This is a genomic window from Sandarakinorhabdus sp., assembly GCF_051860625.1.
Lineage (GTDB): Bacteria > Pseudomonadota > Alphaproteobacteria > Sphingomonadales > Sphingomonadaceae > Sandarakinorhabdus.
Genome location: NZ_JBHYDQ010000005.1, coordinates 1 through 22,248, shown reverse-complemented (window position 1 = coordinate 22,248; position 22,248 = coordinate 1). Strand labels below are relative to the sequence as shown.

The following is a 22,248-nucleotide window of genomic DNA, read 5'->3' as shown; positions in this document are numbered from 1 at the left end:
CATGGCCAAGACCAATGATCCGTTCATCGAAAGCCTGATGCAATTGGCGGTCACCGCCGCGCCGCTGATCCGCAAGGCCCGCGAATCCGGCCTTTTCCGCGACCGCGAGTCGATGGTGGACGCCGAAATCGTGACGCCGGAGGCCAAGCCAGCCGAACCGCCGCCCGCCCCGCCAACACCGCCCGAACCGGCGCCAGCACGCGCTGACGCCGGCATGACCGCCGCCTTGCAGGACATCGTGGTCCGCCAGGCACTGCGCATCAACGAACTGGAAGCGGAGCTGGCCGCCCTGAAGGCAGCCAAATCCTGATCAGCCCTTCTTGAAAATCACCTTGCCGCGCTGTTCGACATAGAGCTTTTCAAAGGTGATCGGATCGAAATAGGCTTCGACCCGACCGGTTTCGGGCATCACGCCATAGACTTCATAGCAGCCGCCATCGACCTTGGCCTTGGCCACCGTCCAGCCCTGCTTGACGAGCTCGGCCTTCAGCGTCTCGATCGGCTGGCGCTGTTCCGGCGTGGCCGTGCACTTCATCTTGCCGGTGGCAAGCGCCGGGCCGGCGAGGGTGGCAGCCACGGTGGCCGCAATCAGGATCATGCGCATCAAATTGCCTTTCTGGTTGAACGAACAGGAACACGCGCCAGTTGCAGGCCGGCGATGATGCCGCCCACTGCCAGCGCCAGCGTGAATGCATCATGCACCACGGCCATGTGGACCAGCGCCAGCACCGCCGCCGGCCAGGCCAGCCGCTGCACCGGTTTCCATGCAGCGCGCAGCATTCGCATCGCGGCATCATTGCTGGCCAGCGCCGGTGGCAGCAACAGCGCCAGCGCCAGCCAGCCGGTCAAGATGCCGGGGGTCAACGTCTCATCGGCGATCAACGCCCACAGGCCGCCAGGCTCGGCAAAGCTGCGCATCGCCAGACCGTAGAACACCAGATGCGCCGCGCTGCCGCCAAACGCCGCCAGCCCGACCGCGCGCCGCAGCCACAGCCGCGATCTGAGCGCCGGCCAGACGCGCGCCAACGGAGTCATCACCACGGCCAGCGCCAGCCACGCCATCGCCCAATTGCCGCTGGCAGCCACCACGGCATCGGGATCGGCTTCGGGCGACAATATCTGCACCAACAGCACCAGGAATGGCGCCATCAGCACCGCCCACAAGGCCATCAGGACTGCACGCCGCTTCACCCCACCCTGCTAGTCTTGTTGCGAGCGGCTTGCAACAAGTGAGACGTGATGCGACCGGCCTTTCCAAGGCGGCAAACATGGTTATGAGAAGGCGACTATGTGGCGCCTCCACCATTTCACATTGTGCCCGTTCAGCCGCAAGGTCCGCTTTGCGCTGGCGGTGAAAGGCGTCACCCACGAACTGCTGCTGGAACGGCCGTGGGAAAAGCGTCCCGAATTCACCGCGCTCAACCCCGCCGGGCAGACGCCGGTGCTGCAACAGGGCGCCGTGGTGCTGGCCGACAGTGTCGCCATCCTCGATTATTTCGAGGAAACCCTCGATCGCACGCCGCTGCTGGGCGCCACCCCCGAAGCCCGCGCCGAAACCCGCCGGCTGGTGGCGTGGTTCGATCAGAAATTCTATGGCGAAGTCGGTGCGCTGCTGCTCGGTGAACGCATGTACAAGCGCGCGGTGGTGAAAGGCGCCCCCGATGGCGGCATCATCCGCGCCGCCAGCCGCCAGGCCGACATGCATCTGGATTATATCGATTTCCTGCTGGAACAGCGCGCCTGGCTGGGCGGCAACCAGTTCGGGCTGGCCGATATTGCCGCGGCCTCGCATCTGTCGGTTGCCGATTATCTGGGCGGGCTGGATTGGGACGGCCATGATCCATCGCGCACCTGGTACAGCGCGATCAAATCGCGGCCCACCTTCCGCCCGCTGCTGGCCGAACGGCTGGAAGGCCTGCCGCCGCCGCAACATTACGACAAGCTGGATTTCTGACCATGGGTGACGCCGCCGTGCACGACCATCTCGCCCGCACCCGGCGCATGTTGATCGTCCTGCTGTTTATCGGCACCGCGCTGAACTATGTCGATCGCCAGGTGCTGGCGCTGCTGAAACCCACGCTGGAAGTGGAATTCGGCTGGACCGATCAGGAATTCGCCCACCTCGGCAGCGTGTTCCAATTGTCGGCGGCGTTCGCCTTGCTGGCGGTCGGCTGGTTCGTCGATCGTTTCGGCGTGCGCGTCGCCTATGGGCTGGCGGTCGCGGTGTGGAGCGCGGCCGGCATGGCCCACGCGGCCGCCGCCACGGTGGGGCAGTTCGTGGTGGCGCGCAGCGTGCTGGCCGTGGCCGAATCGGTCAACACACCGGCCGCGGTCAAGGCCGCGGCCACCTATCTGCCCATCACGGAGCGCAGCCTGGGGCTGGGGCTGGTCAACACCGCGCCCAACATCGGCGCGATCCTCACGCCCTTGCTGATCCCGCCGCTCGCGCTGGCGTTCGGCTGGAAATCGGCGTTCCTGGTCACCGGCGCGCTGGGCTTCGTCTGGCTGGCATTCTGGCTGGCCGGCACGCGCCGGCTGGTGCCGATGCCTGCGGCCAAGGCCAGCGTGCTGGACGGCAAATGGTCCGATCTGCTGCGGGATCGCCGCACCTGGACGGTGGTTGGCGCCAAGGCGCTCACCGATTGCGTGTGGTGGTTCGTGTTGTTCTGGTCCACGGATTTCCTGGTGAAAACCTTCGGCCTCACCCAGGGCGAAGTCGGCGGACCAACCGCGATCATCTTCTCGCTGGCGGCGCTGGGGGCGCTCAGCAGCGGCTTGCTGTTCCCGGTGCTGCTGCGCCGCGGCATGAGCGTCAACCGCGCCCGCAAGACCAGCATGTTCCTCTACGCCATCCTGATCCTGCCAGTGCCGCTGGCGCTGCAGGCACCCGGCCCGATTGCTGCCGCCCTGATCATCGGCATGGCGCTGTTTGCCCACCAGGGCTTTTCCACCAACATCTTCGGCCTGGCCGCCGACACGGTGCCGGCCACGCGCGTCGCCGGCGTGATGGCGCTGGGCGGCATCGCCGGCAACCTCACCGGCACCGGCATCATCGAATTCACCGGCTGGAGCCTGACCAACGGCATCGGCTACTGGCCGATGTTCGCCATCGCCGCGGGCGCCTATCTCACCGCCCTGCTGTTCGTGCACCTGATGCAGCCGGAAATCAGGGCGGCGGACGAAGGGTGAACTAAAAAGGGGCCTCCGGCGGGCAGGGGCGAGGCCCCTGCACCCATCAGTTTTAACGCAGCCCTCACTCCCGTCACCCCGTGCTTGACACGGGGCTTGGCTGACCTGGTTGCGCCGCCGCCTTGCCCTTGCCTTCCCGTGCGCAAATCTGCATCACTTGCGCCCATGAGCGACACCAAGAACCATCTTTATTACGGCGACAATCTTGATGTTCTGCGCCGCAAGATCGCATCGGAAAGCGTTGATCTCTGCTACATCGATCCGCCGTTCAATTCCAAACGCAACTATTTCCAGATCTACAACAATCAGGGCAGCGAAGATCGCGCGCAGGCGCAGGCCTTTGTCGATACCTGGAACTGGGGCGATGAAGCCATCGAAGGCCTGGACTATATCCTCAGCATCGATCGCCTGAACCCCCGCGCCGGGGACACGCGCTGGACAGAACAGACGGTGGAACTGCTGCGCGGGCTGGAAAAGGTGCTCGGGCGCGGCAGCCTGCTCGCCTATCTGGTCCACATGACGCTACGGATTGTCGAAATCCACCGCGTGCTGAAACCCACGGGCAGCTTCTATCTGCACTGCGACCCCACCGCCTCGCACTATCTGAAGCTTGTGCTGGATGCGGTGTTTTGCGGACAGGGTGGGGATTTCTTAAGCGAAGTTGTCTGGAAACGAACCACAGCTCACAATGATGCAATCGGTATGGGAGCTGTCCACGATGTTATTTTGCTTTATTGCAAAAATGCAAAACCTACATGGAATCAGCAGTTCCAGCCTTATGACGAGACCTACATACAATCACATTATCGACGGAAGGACGAGCACGGACGGCACTATCGGCTGAGCGATACAACCGCTTACGGGCTATCAGGCGGCGGCTACACCTATGAATGGCGGGGCATCACCAAACTGTGGCGATATCCCATCGAAAAAATGCAGGAGCACCATGACAATGGTCGCTTGAGGTATACCCGCAATGGAACTCCTGAATACATTCGGTATCTAGACGAAATGCCGGGAATGCCGCTTGGTGATGTCTGGAACGATATTTCTCCAATCAATCCGCGCGCCCAAGAACGCCTCGGCTACCCCACCCAGAAACCCGAAGCCCTGCTCGAACGCATCATCAAGGCCTCGTCCAATGAAGGCGATACCATCCTCGATGCCTATTGCGGCTGCGGCACCACCGTGGCGGTAGCGCAGCGGCTGGGGCGGCGCTGGATCGGCATCGATATCACCTATCAATCCATCGCGCTGATCCTGAAACGCTTCCGCGACACCTATGAAAAATCCGGCGACTGGCCAGCGGTGGAAGCCAATATCATATTGGATGGCGTCCCGCGCGACCTCGAAAGCGCCATGGCCCTCGCCAACAAGGCCGGCGACAAGACCCGCAAGGAATTCGAAAAATGGGCGATCCTGTCGTTCAGCGACAATCAGGCGCGCATCAATGAAAAGAAAGGTGCCGATGGCGGCATCGATGGCATCGCCTATTTCCTGATCGACAAGGATAGCAACGGCAAGGCGATCTTTCAGGTGAAATCCCGCAATGGCACCCGTGCCGACATGGCCACGCTGAACAGCGACCGGCTGCGCGAAAAGGCGGAGTTCGGATTTCTGATCTGCACCGGGCCGCCGGATGTGCCGACCAAGGCCATGCGCGAGGAAATCGCCGCCGCCGGCAAATACAAGCACCCGCTGCTCAACCGCGAGGATGATCGTTTGCAGGTCATCACCGTCGCCGAACTGTTCGATCACCCCGGCCGCCCCGCCCGCCGGCTCGATCTGCCGATGGCGCGCGGCGACGCGGTGAAATCCGCACCGGGATTGAAGGATGATGGCAAGCAGGGCGCGCTGGCGTTATAAGCCAAACGCCGGATCACGTCCGGGGCGACGTGTGGGAGTGGCTGCCCTGTCCTACACGGGCAAAGCCTGTCATCATGCTGCTGTTCGCTGATCTGGCGCAGAGAAAAAATGCGTAAATTTTGAAAGAGCAAATGAATTCAACGCGCAATCCCGCCGCATTCGTCCAAGCTGTCCAAACTGGCGCGGACCGGTTCGCGTCTGCCACATCGCCTGCCACTTCGGCCGGAATTCGCTCTTTCTCAGATCAGCACAAAGCGCCCCGCAAGGGCCGCCCGAAAACGAAAGTGGGTGCAGGGCCTCAGGCCCTGCCCGCCGGAGGCCTTCCTTACTTCACCGCCCAGCCAAAATGTCCTCCACCCACAAAGGCACCAGCACCCCGGCGGGGCCGTGGCGGGCTTCGTCGAACATCGGCGTGCCGGCCGATGGCTCCAGGTTCAGCTCCAGCGTGGCCGCGCCCGCTTCGCGTGCCCATTGCACGAAACCCGCCGCCGGATAGACCGCACCCGATGTGCCGATGGACACGAACAGATCGCAGCGCGCAATCGCCGTCGTGATCCGATCCATGTGATAGGGCATCTCGCCGAACCACACGATATCGGGCCGCAGGCTGCCGCCGGGGCGTCCGCAGGCCGGGCAGGGCGGGTAATCCAGCAGCCGGCCCGTGAAGCGATTGGCCACCCCGCAGGCCACGCACAGCGCGCTCAGTAGTTCGCCATGCATGTGAACCAACCGCCTGGACCCGGCCCGATCGTGCAGATCATCGACATTCTGGGTGACCAGCAGCAGACCGCCCCCATCGCCCTTGGGCCAGTGCGCATCCAGCCGCGCCAGCGCGAGATGCGCCGCGTTGGGCACCACCTGCCCGAGAAAGGCGCGGCGATCGTCATAGAATTGCTGCACCAGCGTCGGATTGCGGCGGAAGGCTTCCGGGGTGGCGACATCCTCCACGCGATGCCCTTCCCACAGGCCATCGGCGGCGCGAAAGGTCGGCACGCCCGATTCGGCCGAAACCCCGGCGCCGGTGAGGATGACGATGTTGCGGGGCCTGTTCATGCCGCGCACCATAGCGCGGCCCGTGCGCCTTGCCAGCCGCCGCCGGCAAAGCCAGCGGTTGCGCCAATCCGGCCGCCGCGCCAAGGTGCCGCCATGGGCAGTAGAGCAATCAAGATCGGCATTTTGGGCGCCGGCGGCCGCATGGGCCAGGCGATCATCGCCCAATTGGCCGACTGGTCCGCCCCCGCCGGGCAGCCACCGCTGGTGCTGGCCGGCGCCATCGAACGTGCCGGCCACCCAAGCTGTGGCAGCCCCGCCGGCCCCGGCCATGATCAAACCCTGACCATCTGTTCCAACATCGGCCCGGTGGCGCGCGGCTGCGATGTGTTGATCGATTTTTCGGCACCGGCCGCGCTGGCGGTGTCGTTGGAGGCCGCGCAGGACAGCCGCTGTGCGCTGCTGATCGGCACCACCGGGCTGGAGCCAGGCCATCACGCCGCCATCGATGCGGCATCCCGCAATATCCCGGTGCTGCAGGCCGCCAACACCAGCCTGGGCGTCACACTGCTGGCACGGTTGGTGGAACAGGCGGCGCGGGCGCTGGGGTCGGATTGGGATATCGAAATCACCGAACTGCACCACCGCCTGAAGGTCGATGCGCCATCCGGCACCGCGCTGGCGCTTGGTGAAGCAGCGGCGGCCGGGCGTGGGATCGATCTGGCCAGCCACAGCGACCGCGGCCGCGATGGCATCACCGGCGAACGGGCAGAAGGCCGGATCGGCTTTGCCTCGCTGCGCGGCGGCAGTGCGGCGGGTGATCACATGGTGCTGCTGGCCACGGAGGGCGAACGCATCGAATTGTGGCACCGCGCCGAAAACCGGGCGATCTTTGCCCGCGGCGCCCTCAAGGCCGCGCAGTGGCTGGCGGGCAAGCCTGCCGGGCGTTACGCCATGGCCGACGTGCTCGGCCTGTCCCCGTTGCGGTAACGCGCCAGCGCTTCGCGGATCACCGCGCCGACTTCGCGGCGTTCGGGGGGAGACAGAAAACCGCCCACCACCACGCGGCGGCCATGGGTGGCCAGAAACAGCAGCGCATCGCCCAGTGGCGTCTCCTCGATCTGCACCTGGGTATACCAGGGCTCGAAGGTCACCACACGCGTTTCGCCCCATGGCGAAACACGCGTCAGGGTGAGCTGATCCTGCGCCAGCACCAGCCGCTCATGATTGCCACCCGATCGGAAATTGCTGCGCAGCGCCCAGGCCAGCAGCGCGACATCGGCAATCATGAACGGGATCACCGGCCACATGCCCAGCACCAGAAAGCGGATGCTGCCCAGCAGGAACAAGCCACCCACCGCCAGCACCAGCCAGCGGGCATGGTCACGTGACAAAGATCGATTCGGCCGGAGGGTAAGATCGAGCAACACGCATCGGCTTTACGCCGCAGCCCCTTTACGCGCCATGGCTTTTGCCGGCATCCAACGTCGCATGACCAAGCTCGCACGCCGGCAAATGACCGCAGTGGAAATCACCCAGTTCTTCGAAACGCTGGCTGCCGCCAATCCCGAACCAGTGACCGAACTGGCCTACAGCAATGGCTATCAATTGCTGGTGGCGGTCGTGCTGTCGGCACAGGCGACCGACGTGGGCGTGAACAAGGCCACCAGGCGCCTGTTCGAGACCGTGCACACCCCGCAGCAGATGATCGATCTGGGCGAAGACGGCCTCAAAAGCCATATCCGCACCATCGGCCTGTTCAATGCCAAGGCGAAGAACGTGATTGCCCTGTCGCAGCGCCTGGTCGCGGAGTTTGGCGGCGAAGTGCCCGACAGTCGCGACGTGCTGGAAACTCTGCCCGGTGTTGGCCGCAAGACCGCCAACGTGGTGGTGAGCGTATTGTTCGGGCAGGAAACCTGCGCGGTCGATACCCATGTATTCCGCGTCGCCAACCGCACCGGTCTGGCGCCGGGCAAGACGCCACTTTTGGTGGAAAACGGCATCATGAAACGGGTGAAGCCGCCCTGGCGCCGCCATGCCCACCACTGGCTGATCCTGCACGGCCGCTATACCTGCACGGCCCGCAGCCCGAAATGCCCCGCCTGCAGCGTGGCGCAGCTTTGCCATTTCCGCGACAAGGCGACGGCGCCAGAAACAGGTTAAGCAGCCGTTCACCCCGCTTAGAGAATGATGTACGACATGGCCAGATCCGCTCTTGCTGCCGTGATGTTTCTGCTGGCCGCGCCGGCCATGGCCGCCGAGCCTGCAACAGAACCGGAGACCCGAAACTGCCTGCAACTTGGCAACCTGCGCCAGACAATCGTGCGCAACGACAGCACCATCGATTTCGTGCTGCGCGATGGCAGCGTGTGGCGCAACAACCTGCCCTTCCGCTGCGCGCAACTGGGGATCGAACGCGCCTTTTCCTACCAGACCTCGATCAGCCAATTGTGCAGGCAGGATCTGATCAGCGTGGTCCTCCAAACCGGCGGCCAACCCCTCGGCGCCCGTTGCGGCCTGGGCGAATTCCAACGCCAACCCACACCCCCGCCAAAACCCAAGTGAATCTCACTGGCCTCTGGCAGCAACCACTGCTAACACGCGCAAATCAGCACCCGTAGCTCAGCTGGATAGAGCGCTGCCCTCCGAAGGCAGAGGTCACAGGTTCGAATCCTGTCGGGTGCGCCATTTTTCAATGACTTAGTCCTTACCCTATAGGGTCCACTTTCCTTAAGCTACAGCCGGGCTACAGCTTGCTCCTATGCGAACTGTAGCCAGATTTCATAGCGGCAGTGCGACCGCTCGGCGAAATCCGCGGGTATCCCGTCCGAATCGGACCACGGGGATCGCCAGGCGCCCGCGAGTTGGACAGCTCGCTTTGGACTTCCACGACAGCAACATTTATAGGTGTGGGTCTACTAAGGCTTATTGGCGAACCTGGTCCACGATCGGGTCGGCTAAAGGTGGAGAATTTGCGTGTCCGGAATTGAACTGAACGATGGTGGCAGCGAGGATGGACCAGATAGCATCGCTGTAAATGTCGCGACCACCGGCTCACTTGGAATTTCTATGCCTGGCCCGCTGATTCCCGATACATATGTCACGTTCAGGGGCTGGATTGAGAGCGCAATTCAAGCCGCGAAGGATGTCGCGCACTCCCGGGCGATTGCAGGGGCTTTGGCAGATGGCTCTGAAGCTCAGTCGGACTCTGAGGATGCCAATGAGGTGTCTGAAGGCCCATCGGATCCAGTGCAGCGCGCTGAGGAGGTCTGCAGAAAACGTTTGGCTGATGGCCAGGTCGCTGCATCTCTGATTACGCTTGAGGGAGAAACCCTAACCGTCTGTCGTTCTCGCTGGCGGAGCGCCGCTTTTTGGGAAAGTGCTATCTGCAATCATCCGAGGTTAGCCGTTGAGCCGGGAAGTCATATCCCAGGTATATTGATTGTCGAAGCCCACGCGGCAGCAGTTGTTCTGACCAAGATGAAAGTTCGCAATGAAGAACGGACACTTGATTGGACCGCCGAGCTTGCACTTATGGTACGAGCAGTTTCTGAAATACCTATTAGGAAGAACGACCGTTCTATTACAAAGGGCCTGATTGAAGAGTGGTTTTTAAAAAATATGGAAACCGGTTTGAAAATCAAAAAAACCCGTATTGGCCAGATGGCTTCACTTCTTATGGACGAGGAGCTCTTGAAAGGTGGCGTCCGATCCAACAAGGATGATCAAGGAACCTCCAAACTCAGACACCCACCTAAAGCAGACTGAACTACAGGTAACATGCTGATTTTAAAACTTAATTTGTAAGGTCGATTACCTTCCAGGAGCTGGTAATCGACCTTTGCCCGTTTCGGCCACTGACAGTCGAATCTAGCCCCTTCGCCAGATGCACTCAGCATCGCGAAGGAGTCGAGAATGACCGTCCAGCCGCCGCCAGTTTCGTTTGCGCTATCCGAGTACCTGACATCAAAGGAGGTCGCTCGCCGCCTCCACATTTCGCCCCGCACCCTTGAACGGCACCGTATGCTCGGGACTGGATGCGCATTCTCCAAGATCGGAGGGCGTGTCCTCTACCGCCGAGTCGACATTGAGGCATGGGTTGAGCGCTGCATGCGCGAGAGCACCTCAGCCTCTGGCACGCCGGTCCAGGAGCGCCCGTGATGTCGAGGACGTCCTTGACCCATGACACGCCCGTCACGCTTGCCCAGACGATCTGGCCGGTGGTGGAGAATGGCTATTCCCCGGTGCCGGTGAAGGCTGGCGAAAAGCGCCCGATACTCTACAAATGGCAGCGGGCGTGCACTGAGATCCCCAGCCACAATGACATCGAACGCTGGCTTCATCAGTATGGCGGCCACGGGCTGGGGATTGCAGCCTTTGGCCTGTTCATCGCCGATATCGATGAGCTTGATCCTGCACAGGCCGACGCAATTGAAGCCCTCGTAAAATCTGAGTTGGGACACACCCCGCTCAAGCGGTTTGGCTGCCGGCCCAAGCGCCAGCTATGGTACTGCCGCAATACGCCGATCAAATCGCGGAGTCTTCCTGGGTTCGATGCTCTCGGCGAGGGCCGCTTCTCCGTTGCGTTCAACACCCATCCCCAGACCGGGCAGCCCTATGATTGGCCTGACCGTTCGCCACTGAACACGCGCCGCTGCGATTTGCCGTTGGTGACGCAGGTCCAGGTGGACAAGCTTCTCGCGAAAGTCGCCCGCGTGCTTCGCCCCAACGGCCCCGCACCTCTTCCCGGTCTTGCGCTTGCACTTCCGGGTAACGAACTCGGCCATTCCCCTGGCGACGCGCTTGGCCCGCAAGAGCTTGTCCGCGACCTCCGGGATCGCCTGCTGTTCTCAATCGTCGAAGAGCGCTTTCGTCGCGGCGAGCGCGATCCTGACCAACTGGCCGAGCAAGCCTTTGCGGAGTTCAGTCTCCGAGCAGAGCTGAAGCGCCCCCGGACGCGCGATGGTGAGCTTTGGGATCTCAAACACGCCCTTGAGAAGGCCAAGAGGGTGATCAGTCGCGGGGAATCGCGCTTGATCCCAACGCAGACTGCCATCGGCGCGGCCTTCGAATGGACGCCGGCCCGCAAGCAATTGTTTGCCGACGTCATTAACGCGGCCTGCGCGGAAGGCACCCTGCCCAGGTCAGCCGTCAAGGTGTCTCACTGCATGCTTGGCTACATTGGTAGCGCCGGCGGATGCTTCACCACTACGCGCCGCCTGGCCTTGGACTGTGATGTGCATGAGCGGACCGTCCAAGCTGCGCGCGAGCTGTTGGTCAAAGCAGGCTTCTGGACCGCTGGTCCGTGCCCGGGCCGCGATGGTCTCACGCTGTATGTCCCCAATGCCACCAAGGCATCGATCCGCCTCGGCTCGTGAACCGGGTGGTCAAAATGACCACCCAGAACAGGTTAGGGGGGTGTGGACCCCTTCCTTTTTCAAAAAAGTAAAACGGAGAATAGTCATGCGGTTTGACAACAGCCGTCGCCGGAATGCCGCCACAACGGGCCAAATGGCAGACATTGAGACGCTGGAATGCCGCGATGCACGAGTGGAACGGTTTCGCCAGCGGTCTCTCAGCCGGCCATTGGATCCCTGGCATGATGCGCGGGAACCCGTGCTTTCCTTGCGGCTCCCGATCGTGCCGCTCTCCAGTGGTTCCACCTTACCGGTTTTCAATGGGCGAGACCAGCGCAGTCGCGTTCAGGTCTGTGTGGATGCCGTTGACCCAGCCGCCCCAGTAGCCACCCGCTCACAGACAGACACGATCGTTTGGGCGACGTCGGAACTCACGCGCCGCAAGAATCTGGACATGGAGCTGCCAGCCTACCTCGACGCCCGGTTGGGAGATATCTTGCAGTTCATCCGCCGACAGGAAGGCGGCACCCAATACCGCTGGCTTCGTACCGCGCTCCAGGCGTGCTCCAACACCACTGTAGAGATCGCGCAGCCGGGCACGGACGCGCCGCCAAAGCGCTTCCAGCTTCTCCGGAGCATCGAGCCTCTCGGACCTGGCGAGGTCAGGGTCCACCTGGACCCGTGGCTTGCCGACGAGGTGATCCGACAGCGGATCGTGCATATCTCACCCGACGCCTTTGCGTTACCACCGCTCCAGCGGCGTCTCTATTCCTATGCGAAGGCCATGCTTGGTCGCCTGAACGGCTCCGAGCGCAGGATGTCCTACTGGGAGGCTTACGACCGTTCCGGGTCCTCAGATGAGCCGCGGAAGTTCCGAGCGGCGCTCTCCAAGCTGGAGCGCTCCCAGCGACTGCCTGACTTCACCATGTGCTGTATCGGCAGAGGACCGCGCATGGAGATCGGCTTCACGAATGGCGCATCTTGGTTTGGCAATGGCCGCAGCGAATCCAGCCCTGGCGCCGGCGTCATCGTCCTAGACATTGGCCTCGAAATTGACCCGGAACCGCCCAAGGAGAGCCCGATCTTGGAGGTCGATCTGTCTGGCGAGACTTCGCTGTGGCCCTCCCATGCTCCGCAAGGCCACGGTGCATGAGCAACTTCATTCTCGATGCGATGGCTGCCCGCACCCCAGCTCTGCCGCTGATTCCCGAGCAGCATGCTGCCATCAACGCCATTCTGGCCTGGCTGGGCCCGCCGGGATCCAAGCCGCGCCAGCAGGTCTTTCGGCTGAATGGCCCAGCAGGGACCGGCAAGACCACGATCATGAGGGAACTGCGTACGCGCCAGCGTCAACGCTTGGTGTTGTTTGGCGCCTTCACCGGCAAGGCCGCCAGCGTCTTGCGTCAGAAGGGCTGCGACGGCGCCAAGACCCTGCACTCCCTCGTGATGAAGCCCATCATTGAAGATAGAGGCGCAGGCAAGGTGCTGGTTGGCTTCGAGCCCAACCCTGATTCCATCATCAAGGACGCAGGCCTGCTGGTCATCGATGAATGCTCGATGGTCGACCACAAGCTGGGTCGGACCATCCTTGGCTATGACACGCCAGTGCTCGTTGTCGGGGATCCCATGCAGCTGCCGCCGCCAACCGGAGCGGGCTATTTCACCACGGGGCTACCTGATTTCACCCTGAAATCAGTCCACCGCCAGGACGCCAACACTCTGCTCTTCGAACTGACGCGCAACGCTCGTACGGGGTGGCGAGGAGACTATGGGTCGTACGGGACCTCGCGCATCATTCGGCCGTCCCAGATTACCCTCGATGACATCCAGGGCGCCGATCAGATCCTGGTTGGACGCAACGCGACACGCCGCCATTTCAATTCGCGCATTCGGCAGCTCCTGGGACACGACGAGCCATGGCCGGTGTTGGGTGACAAGCTGGTATGCCGCCGCAACAATGCCGGTCGCGGTTTCTGGAACGGCACCACCTGGCGCGTCGTCTCTCCATCCAGGGTCAAGGACGACAAGGTCAGCTTCTCAATTGTGGACGAGGACGCAGAGGCTGGCGAGCCGGCAGCCGAACCAACACAGGTGACGCTCGATGTCGCCGACTTCATCGAACCAAGCGGTGAGCCAGCGACGAACCAGAAGCGACCGCGAGACAAGTTCGAATACGCCTATGCCATCACCGTTCACATGGCCCAGGGCTCGCAATGGCCCCACATTCTGCTGATCGATGAAGCCGAGTGCATGGGCGAGGACGCGCAACGCTGGTTCTACACGGCCGTCAGCCGGGCCTCCAATTGTGTGACCATCGCGCGATGACCTCTTCCATCGGCCCTTTGCGGATCGTCGAGGAGACGCACCCATCCCGGATTGTCGAAGCCAGCGGGATAGTCGAAATCGATCGCGTCAATGTCCAATCCATGATTGCGCGTGGCTACAGCACTGTGATGCAGGTTCATGTGGATCAGGAGACACTCGTCCAGAAGGGTTCTGTGATCGCTACCCTGACGTGCCCTTTAGCCATGCAATTGCAGACAATTTACCTTTATCGGCTGCTAGGTAAAGAGATGGGCAGTGGACTAATTTTCACCTCCGAAGAGAAGCACGTCGGTCTCAGGTTGCAAGACTTTGGCCTCACTGAACGAGATTTCAGGCGGATCCGAAGAACCCGCCGGCCACTTGAAACTTTGGACGTCCGTACTCCGTGGTCCGGGATCATCATCGATCTGCCTCAACCTGGGGACGAGATCGAACAGGATGAAGCTGTTTTTTCGATTGCTTGGCGCAAGGTGATCCGGGTCACAGTGCCTCTGGCAGACGCGCCAGCGATTGGCGCGCCAGTCAAGTTTAGGGGCAATGGCAAAGTATTCGATGCCGTTGTGGACGCGGTGAAAAAGCACGACGAGACTGCCGATGTCGAGATAGGAGTGATGGATTGGAGCGAGGATGTCCCCATGGGGGTTCCTGTGCGGATTAAGTTTCTCGTGCGCCAGCCGCCCAGCCGGCATTTGGTCATGGTCGGCATGCCTCAACTGGATCTGTCGGATTGGCGGCATGCCTCCGTGCCGCGAGGCGAGGCACTTCGCCAGCTGTTGCGAAAGCACGATCGCCATGAGGATGCGGCGAAGTTCGGTCCACCGCCACCACGCGCTGAAATGCCGGCCGCCAAGGTTGCCCCGACCACTCCGGTACGACGGCCGCTGCCCCCGCCGCCTCCGCTGGCTGCCGAGGCGCATGATGGCATTCGCCGGGCCTCCATCGCCATCTCCGAATACACCAGGCAGCGGTTCGGAATTCAGCACCACCATGTCTCGCAAACGCAGTTTACGCCGCAAGCCTATTTTACAGCGCATGTGAAGGTGCTTGGCTCGAATGCCGCCCCCATCACGTTGGCGGCCCCGATCGGCGGCAAGGTCACTTGGCTATCCAATGTCACCGATCGAGCGCTTGCCACCGGTGAGCCCTATTGCAGGATTGAGGGCGAACAGGTGCGGGCGGTTCACGATCGTTTCCTCCGCGCGATCGCCAGCCAGCGCACAGCAGAGGCCCAGCGTGCACGCAGGGCGCTGGTGCGGCTGGGCATGACAAGCGAAGACATCTCCCACCTTGAAAAGGGCGACTGTCCAAGGGGTGTGCTCTCTCTGCGGGCCCTTGCTCCCTGCAGGATTGCGGAGATGGACGTCGCGACGGGTCAAGTGGTGGCCAAGGACGCGGCATTGGCGCAAGCGCGCCCGCTTCACTGGACGGCACTGTGCCTCGAACTAGACGAGGACACGCGCGCCGAGTTTGGCAATGTGGTGGACGTCTATCTGCCCGATTCCGACACCGGTCACTCGAGCATGTCGGCGATCCGCGAGCTTTCGCTGATCGACGTTTCCCGCAAGCAAGGCCGCGTTCAGTGCCGCATCGAGTTCCCCGTCACGCCTCCCGGCCTGCTGGGGAGCAAGACGGTCCGGATTTTCATGACCGCTCCAGCGAAGCGTCGATCTGTCATCACCGTGCCTGAAGATTGCGTCACAACCCTCTGTCGCACGCGTGAAGTGCTCATCGATGAAGGCTTCAAAGTCACACCACAGACGGTGCAGGTCGGAAGGCATCATGATGGGCGGATTGAGATCCTCCGTGGCTTGTCTGAGGGTCACCGGGTGGTTCGCAACCTCAATGTGCTGGCACTGCAGTCCAAGCGGTTGAGCGCGATCCTGCTTGGCCTCTGGCGGCCTGAGCCGCTGTACTGGGAGTCCGGGCTGGATGAATGACAGCCCATCGCTGGAGGAGTTGGCGCTTATCGCGCCGGTGAACCGCTGTGCTGTGGCGCCATATAGATCAACCCTTTCTTCTCTACCCTATCCCTTCACTCTCAATCCCCCCACTGCCCTTACCCCTTCCTCCACTCTCTCCCTTGCAGCACCAAGAGAGCAAACGAACACCCCGCTGCATTCTTTGAAATTCATGTAAGCAATTGCTGCGCCTGAATGAATTCCTCTGTGCCCCGCCCATTCGCGGGCGGCCAAAGAGGAATATCGATGATCCCGTTCGACGACCATCCCATCACCACCCTGCCGATCATCCCGGCCGCCGTTCTGGCCAAGCACCGCGCCGCCGAGCAGTTCGACAACCGCTTCCGTTCCTGCGCCCGCCTGCTGCAGAGCCTGTGGCGCCAGCGCCAGAACCTGCCCATCGGTTCCTACATCCCGAGGTCGGGGCGCAAGCGCACCATCGGTTCGCTGCTCTCGACCGCCGCCGGTGCGGAAGGCCGCAACTTCCTTACCCCGGCCATCGCCGAGCTGGCACGCTTCGAAATCGCCTACCAGGAACGCAACGCGCTGATCGACCAGAACCGGCTGTTCTGCAATCTGCTGTCTTCCATGCCGCTCGCGTTCAATGCCTTCGGGCCACTGCGGCAGGACCTCGACCTCGCCGCCCAGGTGCTGCGGGCCATCATTCCGGGCATCGATCTGAAGGCCGTTCGTGAGGTGCTGTTCGAACATTCCCCCGGGCGCCAGGACCCGACCCTGACCGGGGACCGCAGCGCCTTCGACGTCGCCTTCGTCTATGAGACCAGCAATGGCCAGACCGGCTTCGTGGGCTTCGAGGTCAAGTATTCGGAGACCGGCACCGAGCCCGCGCCGCCCGAACTCAACCCCCGTTACACCGACCTCGCCCACGCCTCGGGCCTGTACCGGGAACCCGACCACGCCGCCCTGAGGGTTAACCCGATGCAGCAGCTGTTCCGCGAGCACCTGCTGGCGCAAGCCGCCGTCATCCGCGGCGACTATACCGAGGCCTACTTCGTCTTGCTGGCGCCGCGCCTCAACCATCTCGTTCAGAACAGCGCCACGCTTTATGCCAGCTTCCTCAACCCGCTGATCAAGGGCCAGGTGCCGTTCGTCAACGTCCACCTCGAGCAGTTGGTGGAGGCCTACGGCTGGGCCGGTGCCCACGACCACGCTGCCGCCCTTCATGAGCGCTACTTGGACTGGGGCAAGGTGCACGAGGTTGTGCAGGCGGCGATCCGGGCCAAGGGGCCGACCTGGCCCAAGCCGACGCCCAAAGCCGCCAATGATAACGCCGCCAAGCCGAAGGCTGCCTGACATGGACCGGCCTCACTTCATCGACGCCGCCGCCTTCGACCAGCTCCTCGCCAACGGTCACAGCACCGCTGGCGGGGACACCATCGACCCGCCGCCGGTCGTCAAGTTGTTCACCCCCGACGCCAACGCCACCTGGCTCCTGACCGAGATCGACCCGGACGACGAAGACCTCGCGTTCGGCCTGTGCGACCTGGGCCTCGGCATGCCCGAGTTGGGTTCCGTTCGGCTGAGCGAACTGGGCCAGCTGCGCGGCCCGTTCGGGTTGCCGGTCGAGCGGGACCTTTATTTCACGGCCAATCAGCCTCTGTCAGCCTATGCCGCAGCGGCACGGGCGCAGGGGCGGGTGATTGCCTAGTCTGAACGGTGGGGCGGATGCCCTGCTGTCGTGATGCATCAGGCCGTGCCACCTGTTCATGTCTAGGTGAATGCCACCGTTTGTCTGCTCGGACAGCATGGGCATGGGCGAACTGAGCAGTTGCGATAGCCTTCATTGGAGAAGCCCCATGCAGCCAGGATATGCGCGCTGCTCCACCATCACGCATCGCGGATTGGTGCGGGAGAACAACGAGGATGCCATTGCGGTTTCTGCCGTCACCGACATTCCTCCGACCGGCTGGACCGGCTCTCTGCTTTTAAGCGGCGGCTGGGCGCTCGTGGCCGATGGCATCGGCGGGCATGCGGGTGGCGAGGTTGCCAGCCGGCTTGTGGTTGAACTCCTGAGACCAGTCATGTCGATGCTGACTGACCGGGACGCAGTTGCGCAGGCGCTCACGGCGGCCAGCAACGGCCTCTTCGACACAATGGATCGCTACTCAGAGCTGAGGGGTATGGGGACCACCATCGCCGGCGCCGTCCTGCAGCGCGACCGGGCTTTGGTGTTTAATGTCGGAGATTGCCGTGTTTACCTGTTCGAGGATGGACGGCTTGAGCAGCTCAGCGAAGACCAAGCGGTTGATGGCCATACGCTGACCCAGTGTTTGGGAGGCCTTTATGGGGCAAGGCAGATCAATCCCCATGTTCGAACGGTGCGGCTGCCAGACGGTGCAAAGTTGTTGCTGTGCAGCGACGGCCTCACTGATATGGTCGCGGACGAGGAGATTGCTGCGATTATTGGTTCGGATGAACCAGACCGCGCCTCATTGTTGTTGCAGGCAGCACTCGATGGAGGCGGCCTCGATGATGTCACCCTCGCGCTGTTAGAAGTTACTGGCCGGTGATAGCTGCAGAAAAGGTCCTGCTGTGACGATGAGCGCAAGATATTCGGCTCGTGAAGGGTCGCTTCACTGCTCAGACCAACTGATGCGGCGTTGCTATGGCTTCGGAGCCGACGCCCTCTTGTACGATGCAAGGCTTCACCCATTTTCTTATCGACACTCAAGGCCTGCGCCGTGCAAGCCTCGGCTGGGTAATTACCTAGTTCGGTAAAAGTAGCGGAAAGCTCGCAATTGTACCGGAGCACTGTCAGACTATAGCCCGATCCAACTCCTCACCGCCAACTAGTCTGAAAATCATTGTGTATGAGCTGAGAACGGGCTGTCCTGAGGAATAGGATACGTGCTGCTTGTCCTCGAACCGGTGCTGGGTAGCTCCAGCGAAGGCGTCGAGCGCGAGCGGAAACCTAGCCCGTGGGTTGTGGAAGATCTGAAGTTCGTCCGACCAGCGCTCCCCATTTTCGGCGGTCACCTCCTCACTGAATATTTGCCCGATCACTGCGTTGGGATCTGGGTCCAGCCGGAAGCCGACGCGGTAATAGCGATGATCAGCAGGTGCGAACCCGGCGTCGACCCCCATGCGGTCGAACTTCGCTAGCGTGCCTGCGTTTGAGAAGACGACGGCTGAGATGTTCTCGGCGCCCTCGAGATCGAAGAAGCCGGTCTCGATAGCCTTCTCCTTGTAAATGTGCTTGTCGAGCTTTGTAGTCCGGATAGAGAGCTTGCCGTCAACGAACTCCCATTCGATCCGGTGTCCGTAGAGGTAGTGCCATAGGGCTTCTTGAGTGTATGTCATTGAGCCTATGTTGCCGTCTCCGCCAGGCTTGTGGAAATCCGCGATTGCGATCACGAACGGCTTACCGGCGCCAGGCCGGCGCTCCCAGTAACTCTCGCCTTGCGCGTTCTTCTTTTTCAGTTTGCCTGTCAACGCGCCGCCAAACTTCATCGGCATGTAATCGGCCAGAAAGGCCCTCATCTCGTCAGGCGTCCGCGGATCGGGATGGTCTGCTAGAACGCCGCCTTCAGAGGGTGCGCAGGTGGTCGCCTCGACAGTAAACTCGCCCCGCGGCGAGGAAACATGGAAATCTGGTGCCTCCGGCTGGGTCACATCATAACCCAATTCACGTAATGTAGCCCAAAGGTAGATTTCCCACAGCCTCTGATCGAAGTGCTTGGTTTGGAATTCCTTCACGAAGTGCGGGTCACTCGGCGCAAGCCAGGGACCAAGTTCCTTGAACACCACGCGAGCCGGCGCGCGACCAGGTGTTTCTAACAGGAACTTGAAGTTTGGGTGCAGGTCCTCGTCCTTGACGCCGGGAAGGACCGCGAGCAGGTCGGTCGCATGGTTAGTTTCGTCTCCGTGCGTGCCCAACAGTGCAAGGTCGTCATCGGTCACCGCTTTGGCAATGCGCTCTCGAAGGCCGACCGTCGCATAAGGAATGGAGCGAAGACTTGCCTCTACGTCAACCGATCGAAAACGTCCATTCCGGTCGCGCGCCAGAAGAGACCAGTAGTAGTCGCCATCAGTGTTGTCACGAGCGATGACACCAATTACTCGTTCATCGAGATCGGCCCAGTATGCAATCTCCTCATAAAGATAAGGGGCCGGCGACATGCGAGTCCCGATGGCCAAAAGGTTGAAACGCGCCTGCGAGATCGGCTTGCTCAATTCTTCACGTTCGCGCCTAGCTTTCTGCTTCGCCTTTGCCTCCCCCAAAACCCTTCTCCTTTTCAAACGCAAGGTTATGCTGCTCTTGAAATCTGCATCTTGTAGCCGAGGCGCTTAACGGAAGCATAACTATGCAACCTTCATAACGTCCACCGGGTCCCATGCCTGATCGACGCGAGCTATCCCGCGCAATCATCTAACCGATCTTGGATTCAATTCCCCTCCTGCTCGATGGTGAAGCTAAGGTTTCCAACTCCCCAGTCACTGGCCGGCTCCGGCAGATACTCAATCTGCTCCGGAACACTCAGCTCCTTCAGCTCATTTAGGAGATCATCCAATCCCTGTGCGCTAGTTCCGCGCTCCTGCAGTCGTGCGGTTGCAGTTACAAGCTGGTTCCAGTTCGCGAACGTTGCATCATTTTGGTCAACCACGTTGCGCAGCGAGTGCGCGTAATGTCGGGCCAAAACTAGCAGACTGACCTTGGGCCTCGCTGTTCCGGAAGGGAGGCGGAGGGTCGCTCGAACCTCGGAGGGGCTCGAAGTGGCGAGCCACGATCGCACCTTGCGAAGCCATTCGGCGACCTGTTGATTGAGCCGACCAGTTCGCGAAAGCATTGTGGCGAGGTCAGCGCCGTAGGGGTCCTGATGCTTGAGCTGCACTAACACGACACGCTCTGACAACGGCTCAACAATCACTAGATCGAGGTCCGTCAACATTTTGCGACCCTGCCGTAGCTTTATGTTTCCGCGGAACTCCAGTGAGGGCAGCGCTTCACAAATCGCCTTTTCCACGGCTCGCTGCATGACGCCTTCCCGCGCCCGCTGCGCTCGGTCATATTCCTTCGAGAAGCGTTGCTGCAGTGAGGTCAACAAGAAGAGCATCACCCCGTCGCTTGTTGAGCCGACCAGCGGTCGGATGACATGGCTATCAGAACACTGGATCAGCGGAGGTATTGGAGCGCCTGGTCGGTCGAGCAGGGCCAAATTGCGTCGGCTGACCGAAAGTACGTCGAATATGCTTCGGACATTTGCGTCCGTGACCGGTACGTGGCCTTCGAACTGTTGACCGTACTCATTGAGGAAGTCGCGCAGCCCCTCCAGAAATCTAGAGGTCTCGACCGATACAGTGAGTACATCCTCAATCCGGATCGAAGGCACCTTTTGCATCAGCGCACGCACGAAGGCCCGATGCTTCATCCCAATCGATACAATGAAGGCCGCTGCAAGTTTGAAGGTCGAAAACGTCACTCCGCCAAAGGTCGTCGAGAAGTGGAACGTGTCGTAGCCCTTTGCGAGCATAATTTCGGTAAGTGCGTGACCGAAAAAGTACTCATCGAGCGTGGGGTCGGCATCATAGCCGATGAAGTGTGTTGCGAACGGGTAGACGAGATCATTAAGAAGTCTTCCAATATTATCTCCAACATTCTCTTGGACTATGACCTCATATCTATCCGATATGAAAGCGAGATAATTTTCCACATAGAAACGCTCTAGATGACGCTCGTGTATCTCGAGATCGGGCAGCGTTGAGGGAAGACAGATTCGAAACCTGTTCTCCAACCTTTCGATGCAACCGCCAATGGCTGAGAGCCTCTGCGCTACGCGCCGACCATGCTCGATGGTCCCCGCTCTGGCGATTAAGGACAGGACGGGACTCGAATATCTGAGATCCCGCCGGATTGTGATTGCAGGCACGTCAAACTGGGGGTGTGCCTCCATGGCTAACTTGATGATGCGCATTACCCCGATGCGCATAATATAGGCTCGTTCGCGATCCGCCTCGTTAGGCGCAGCTTGAAGATGAACTCCCTCAAAATCGAGGTCGAGCTCGTTGATAGCAATCCGCATCAGTAGGCCTAGCCGGTCAGTCGCAACCTCTGCTGCAAGTGCGCCTTCTTCGTAAGCGGTGTGCCGGGGCCCTTCAGGGCTTGAAGTTCCACGGCATGAGTTGAGCGAGCTCCTGGCTGGAGTGTCCGCTTGCGAGGCGCTCGAGGGTGTTGGTCATCCAGGCGAGCGGGTCGACCTGGTTCAGCTTGGCGGTTTCGATGAGGCTGGCGATGATGGCCCAGTTGTCGCCGCCGTCGTCGGATCCGGCGAACAGCGCATTTTTGCGATTGAGGGCAATGGGCCTGATGCTCCGCTCCACTGTATTGCTGTCAAGCTCGGCGCGGCCGTCTTCGAGGAACAGCGTCAGGCCGGTCCAACGCGAGGTGGCGTAGCGGATGGCCTCGGCCAGCTTGCTCTTGGTACTGAGCAGCGGGAGCCGGGCACTGAGCAGCCGGAACAGCGCATCGACGATCGGCTTGCTCTTCTCCTGTCGTACAGTGCGACGGAGGTCAGCGTCCTGCCCGCGGATCCCGTCCTCGATGG

23 protein-coding genes and 1 tRNA gene are annotated in these 22,248 nt (G+C 61.5%); 17 read left to right on the top strand and 7 right to left on the bottom strand.

What is annotated here, in order from left to right:
• Position 1 precedes the first annotated feature (1 nt).
• Positions 2-310: a hypothetical protein gene (locus ACTIEZ_RS06290; protein WP_439545810.1), complete on the top strand. Its 309-nt coding sequence runs from the start codon at positions 2-4 to the stop codon at positions 308-310.
• Here the strand turns inward: ACTIEZ_RS06290 and ACTIEZ_RS06285 are convergent, their stop codons facing one another.
• Both ACTIEZ_RS06285 and ACTIEZ_RS06280 read right to left on the bottom strand, forming a co-directional pair.
• Positions 311-604 carry a PepSY domain-containing protein gene (locus ACTIEZ_RS06285; RefSeq protein WP_439545809.1) on the bottom strand — a complete coding sequence of 98 codons (294 nt, stop codon included), beginning with the start codon at positions 602-604 and terminating at the stop codon, positions 311-313.
• Positions 604-1,191, bottom strand: a complete 588-nt coding sequence (locus ACTIEZ_RS06280) for a hypothetical protein (RefSeq protein WP_439545808.1) — start codon at positions 1,189-1,191, stop codon at positions 604-606. Before ACTIEZ_RS06280 ends, ACTIEZ_RS06285 begins: the two co-directional genes overlap by 1 nt.
• 97 nt (positions 1,192-1,288) lie before the next feature.
• Here ACTIEZ_RS06280 and ACTIEZ_RS06275 point away from each other — a divergent pair, with 97 nt between their 5' ends.
• From ACTIEZ_RS06275 to ACTIEZ_RS06265, 3 genes are all read left to right on the top strand, one after another.
• Positions 1,289-1,954: a glutathione S-transferase family protein gene (locus ACTIEZ_RS06275; RefSeq protein ID WP_439545807.1), complete on the top strand. Its 666-nt coding sequence runs from the start codon at positions 1,289-1,291 to the stop codon at positions 1,952-1,954.
• A 2-nt stretch (positions 1,955-1,956) separates the two neighbouring features.
• Positions 1,957-3,189 carry an MFS transporter gene (locus ACTIEZ_RS06270; protein WP_439545806.1) on the top strand — a complete coding sequence of 411 codons (1,233 nt, stop codon included), beginning with the start codon at positions 1,957-1,959 and terminating at the stop codon, positions 3,187-3,189.
• Positions 3,190-3,354: 165 nt separating this feature from the next.
• Positions 3,355-5,055 (top strand): DNA methyltransferase, encoded by a 1,701-nt coding sequence (locus ACTIEZ_RS06265; RefSeq protein ID WP_439545805.1) that lies wholly within the window; start codon positions 3,355-3,357, stop codon positions 5,053-5,055.
• Positions 5,056-5,385: 330 nt separating this feature from the next.
• Here ACTIEZ_RS06265 and ACTIEZ_RS06260 read toward each other — a convergent pair whose 3' ends face one another.
• A complete protein-coding gene (locus tag ACTIEZ_RS06260; protein WP_439545804.1) occupies positions 5,386-6,108 on the bottom strand; it encodes an NAD-dependent deacylase in 723 nt (240 codons plus the stop codon).
• Positions 6,109-6,201: 93 nt separating this feature from the next.
• Here ACTIEZ_RS06260 and dapB point away from each other — a divergent pair, with 93 nt between their 5' ends.
• Positions 6,202-7,035: a 4-hydroxy-tetrahydrodipicolinate reductase gene (dapB, locus tag ACTIEZ_RS06255; RefSeq protein WP_439545803.1), complete on the top strand. Its 834-nt coding sequence runs from the start codon at positions 6,202-6,204 to the stop codon at positions 7,033-7,035.
• Here the strand turns inward: dapB and ACTIEZ_RS06250 are convergent.
• Entirely contained in the window at positions 6,993-7,475 is a 483-nt protein-coding gene (locus ACTIEZ_RS06250; RefSeq protein WP_439545802.1) for a DUF2244 domain-containing protein, read from the bottom strand. The two genes, dapB and ACTIEZ_RS06250, sit on opposite strands and share 43 nt — an antisense overlap.
• Before the next feature lie 85 nt (positions 7,476-7,560).
• On the opposite strand from ACTIEZ_RS06250, the gene nth reads away from it, so the two are divergent.
• The 12 genes from nth to ACTIEZ_RS06190 all read left to right on the top strand — a co-directional run bounded on the left by nth (position 7,561) and on the right by ACTIEZ_RS06190 (position 18,216).
• Positions 7,561-8,208, top strand: coding sequence for an endonuclease III (nth, locus tag ACTIEZ_RS06245; protein WP_439545961.1), 648 nt, complete (start codon positions 7,561-7,563; stop codon positions 8,206-8,208).
• A gap of 36 nt (positions 8,209-8,244) precedes the next feature.
• Positions 8,245-8,610 (top strand): hypothetical protein, encoded by a 366-nt coding sequence (locus ACTIEZ_RS06240; RefSeq protein ID WP_439545801.1) that lies wholly within the window; start codon positions 8,245-8,247, stop codon positions 8,608-8,610.
• A gap of 46 nt (positions 8,611-8,656) precedes the next feature.
• Positions 8,657-8,733: transfer RNA gene (locus ACTIEZ_RS06235), tRNA-Arg, on the top strand.
• 288 nt (positions 8,734-9,021) lie between these two features.
• On the top strand, positions 9,022-9,813 hold the full coding sequence (locus ACTIEZ_RS06230) for a hypothetical protein (RefSeq protein WP_439545800.1): 792 nt from the start codon (positions 9,022-9,024) through the stop codon (positions 9,811-9,813).
• Positions 9,814-9,960: 147 nt separating this feature from the next.
• Positions 9,961-10,206, top strand: a complete 246-nt coding sequence (locus ACTIEZ_RS06225; protein ID WP_439545799.1) for a helix-turn-helix domain-containing protein — start codon at positions 9,961-9,963, stop codon at positions 10,204-10,206.
• Positions 10,206-11,423: a bifunctional DNA primase/polymerase gene (locus ACTIEZ_RS06220; RefSeq protein ID WP_439545798.1), complete on the top strand. Its 1,218-nt coding sequence runs from the start codon at positions 10,206-10,208 to the stop codon at positions 11,421-11,423. The genes ACTIEZ_RS06225 and ACTIEZ_RS06220 overlap by 1 nt, the downstream gene beginning before the upstream one ends.
• A gap of 85 nt (positions 11,424-11,508) precedes the next feature.
• The gene (locus ACTIEZ_RS06215) at positions 11,509-12,555 is read left to right on the top strand and encodes a replication initiator protein A (RefSeq protein ID WP_439545797.1); all 1,047 of its coding nucleotides are present in this window, start codon (positions 11,509-11,511) and stop codon (positions 12,553-12,555) included.
• Positions 12,552-13,727: an ATP-dependent DNA helicase gene (locus ACTIEZ_RS06210; protein ID WP_439545796.1), complete on the top strand. Its 1,176-nt coding sequence runs from the start codon at positions 12,552-12,554 to the stop codon at positions 13,725-13,727. Before ACTIEZ_RS06215 ends, ACTIEZ_RS06210 begins: the two co-directional genes overlap by 4 nt.
• Positions 13,724-15,664: an efflux RND transporter periplasmic adaptor subunit gene (locus tag ACTIEZ_RS06205; protein WP_439545795.1), complete on the top strand. Its 1,941-nt coding sequence runs from the start codon at positions 13,724-13,726 to the stop codon at positions 15,662-15,664. The genes ACTIEZ_RS06210 and ACTIEZ_RS06205 overlap by 4 nt, the downstream gene beginning before the upstream one ends.
• 267 nt (positions 15,665-15,931) lie before the next feature.
• On the top strand, positions 15,932-16,999 hold the full coding sequence (locus ACTIEZ_RS06200; RefSeq protein ID WP_439545794.1) for a PGN_0703 family putative restriction endonuclease: 1,068 nt from the start codon (positions 15,932-15,934) through the stop codon (positions 16,997-16,999).
• Position 17,000: 1 nt separating this feature from the next.
• Complete coding sequence (locus ACTIEZ_RS06195) at positions 17,001-17,354, top strand: DUF2958 domain-containing protein (protein WP_439545793.1); 354 nt, start codon at positions 17,001-17,003, stop codon at positions 17,352-17,354.
• A 70-nt stretch (positions 17,355-17,424) separates the two neighbouring features.
• The gene (locus ACTIEZ_RS06190; protein WP_439545792.1) at positions 17,425-18,216 is read left to right on the top strand and encodes a PP2C family protein-serine/threonine phosphatase; all 792 of its coding nucleotides are present in this window, start codon (positions 17,425-17,427) and stop codon (positions 18,214-18,216) included.
• A gap of 244 nt (positions 18,217-18,460) precedes the next feature.
• On the opposite strand, the gene ACTIEZ_RS06185 is transcribed toward ACTIEZ_RS06190, so the two are convergent.
• From ACTIEZ_RS06185 to ACTIEZ_RS06175, 3 genes are all read right to left on the bottom strand, one after another.
• Positions 18,461-19,879, bottom strand: coding sequence for a hypothetical protein (locus ACTIEZ_RS06185; protein WP_439545791.1), 1,419 nt, complete (start codon positions 19,877-19,879; stop codon positions 18,461-18,463).
• A gap of 212 nt (positions 19,880-20,091) precedes the next feature.
• Positions 20,092-21,726 (bottom strand): hypothetical protein, encoded by a 1,635-nt coding sequence (locus tag ACTIEZ_RS06180; protein WP_439545790.1) that lies wholly within the window; start codon positions 21,724-21,726, stop codon positions 20,092-20,094.
• Positions 21,727-21,799: 73 nt separating this feature from the next.
• The coding region (locus tag ACTIEZ_RS06175; protein WP_439545789.1) for an IS66 family transposase at positions 21,800-22,248 on the bottom strand (449 nt) is incomplete at its 5' end.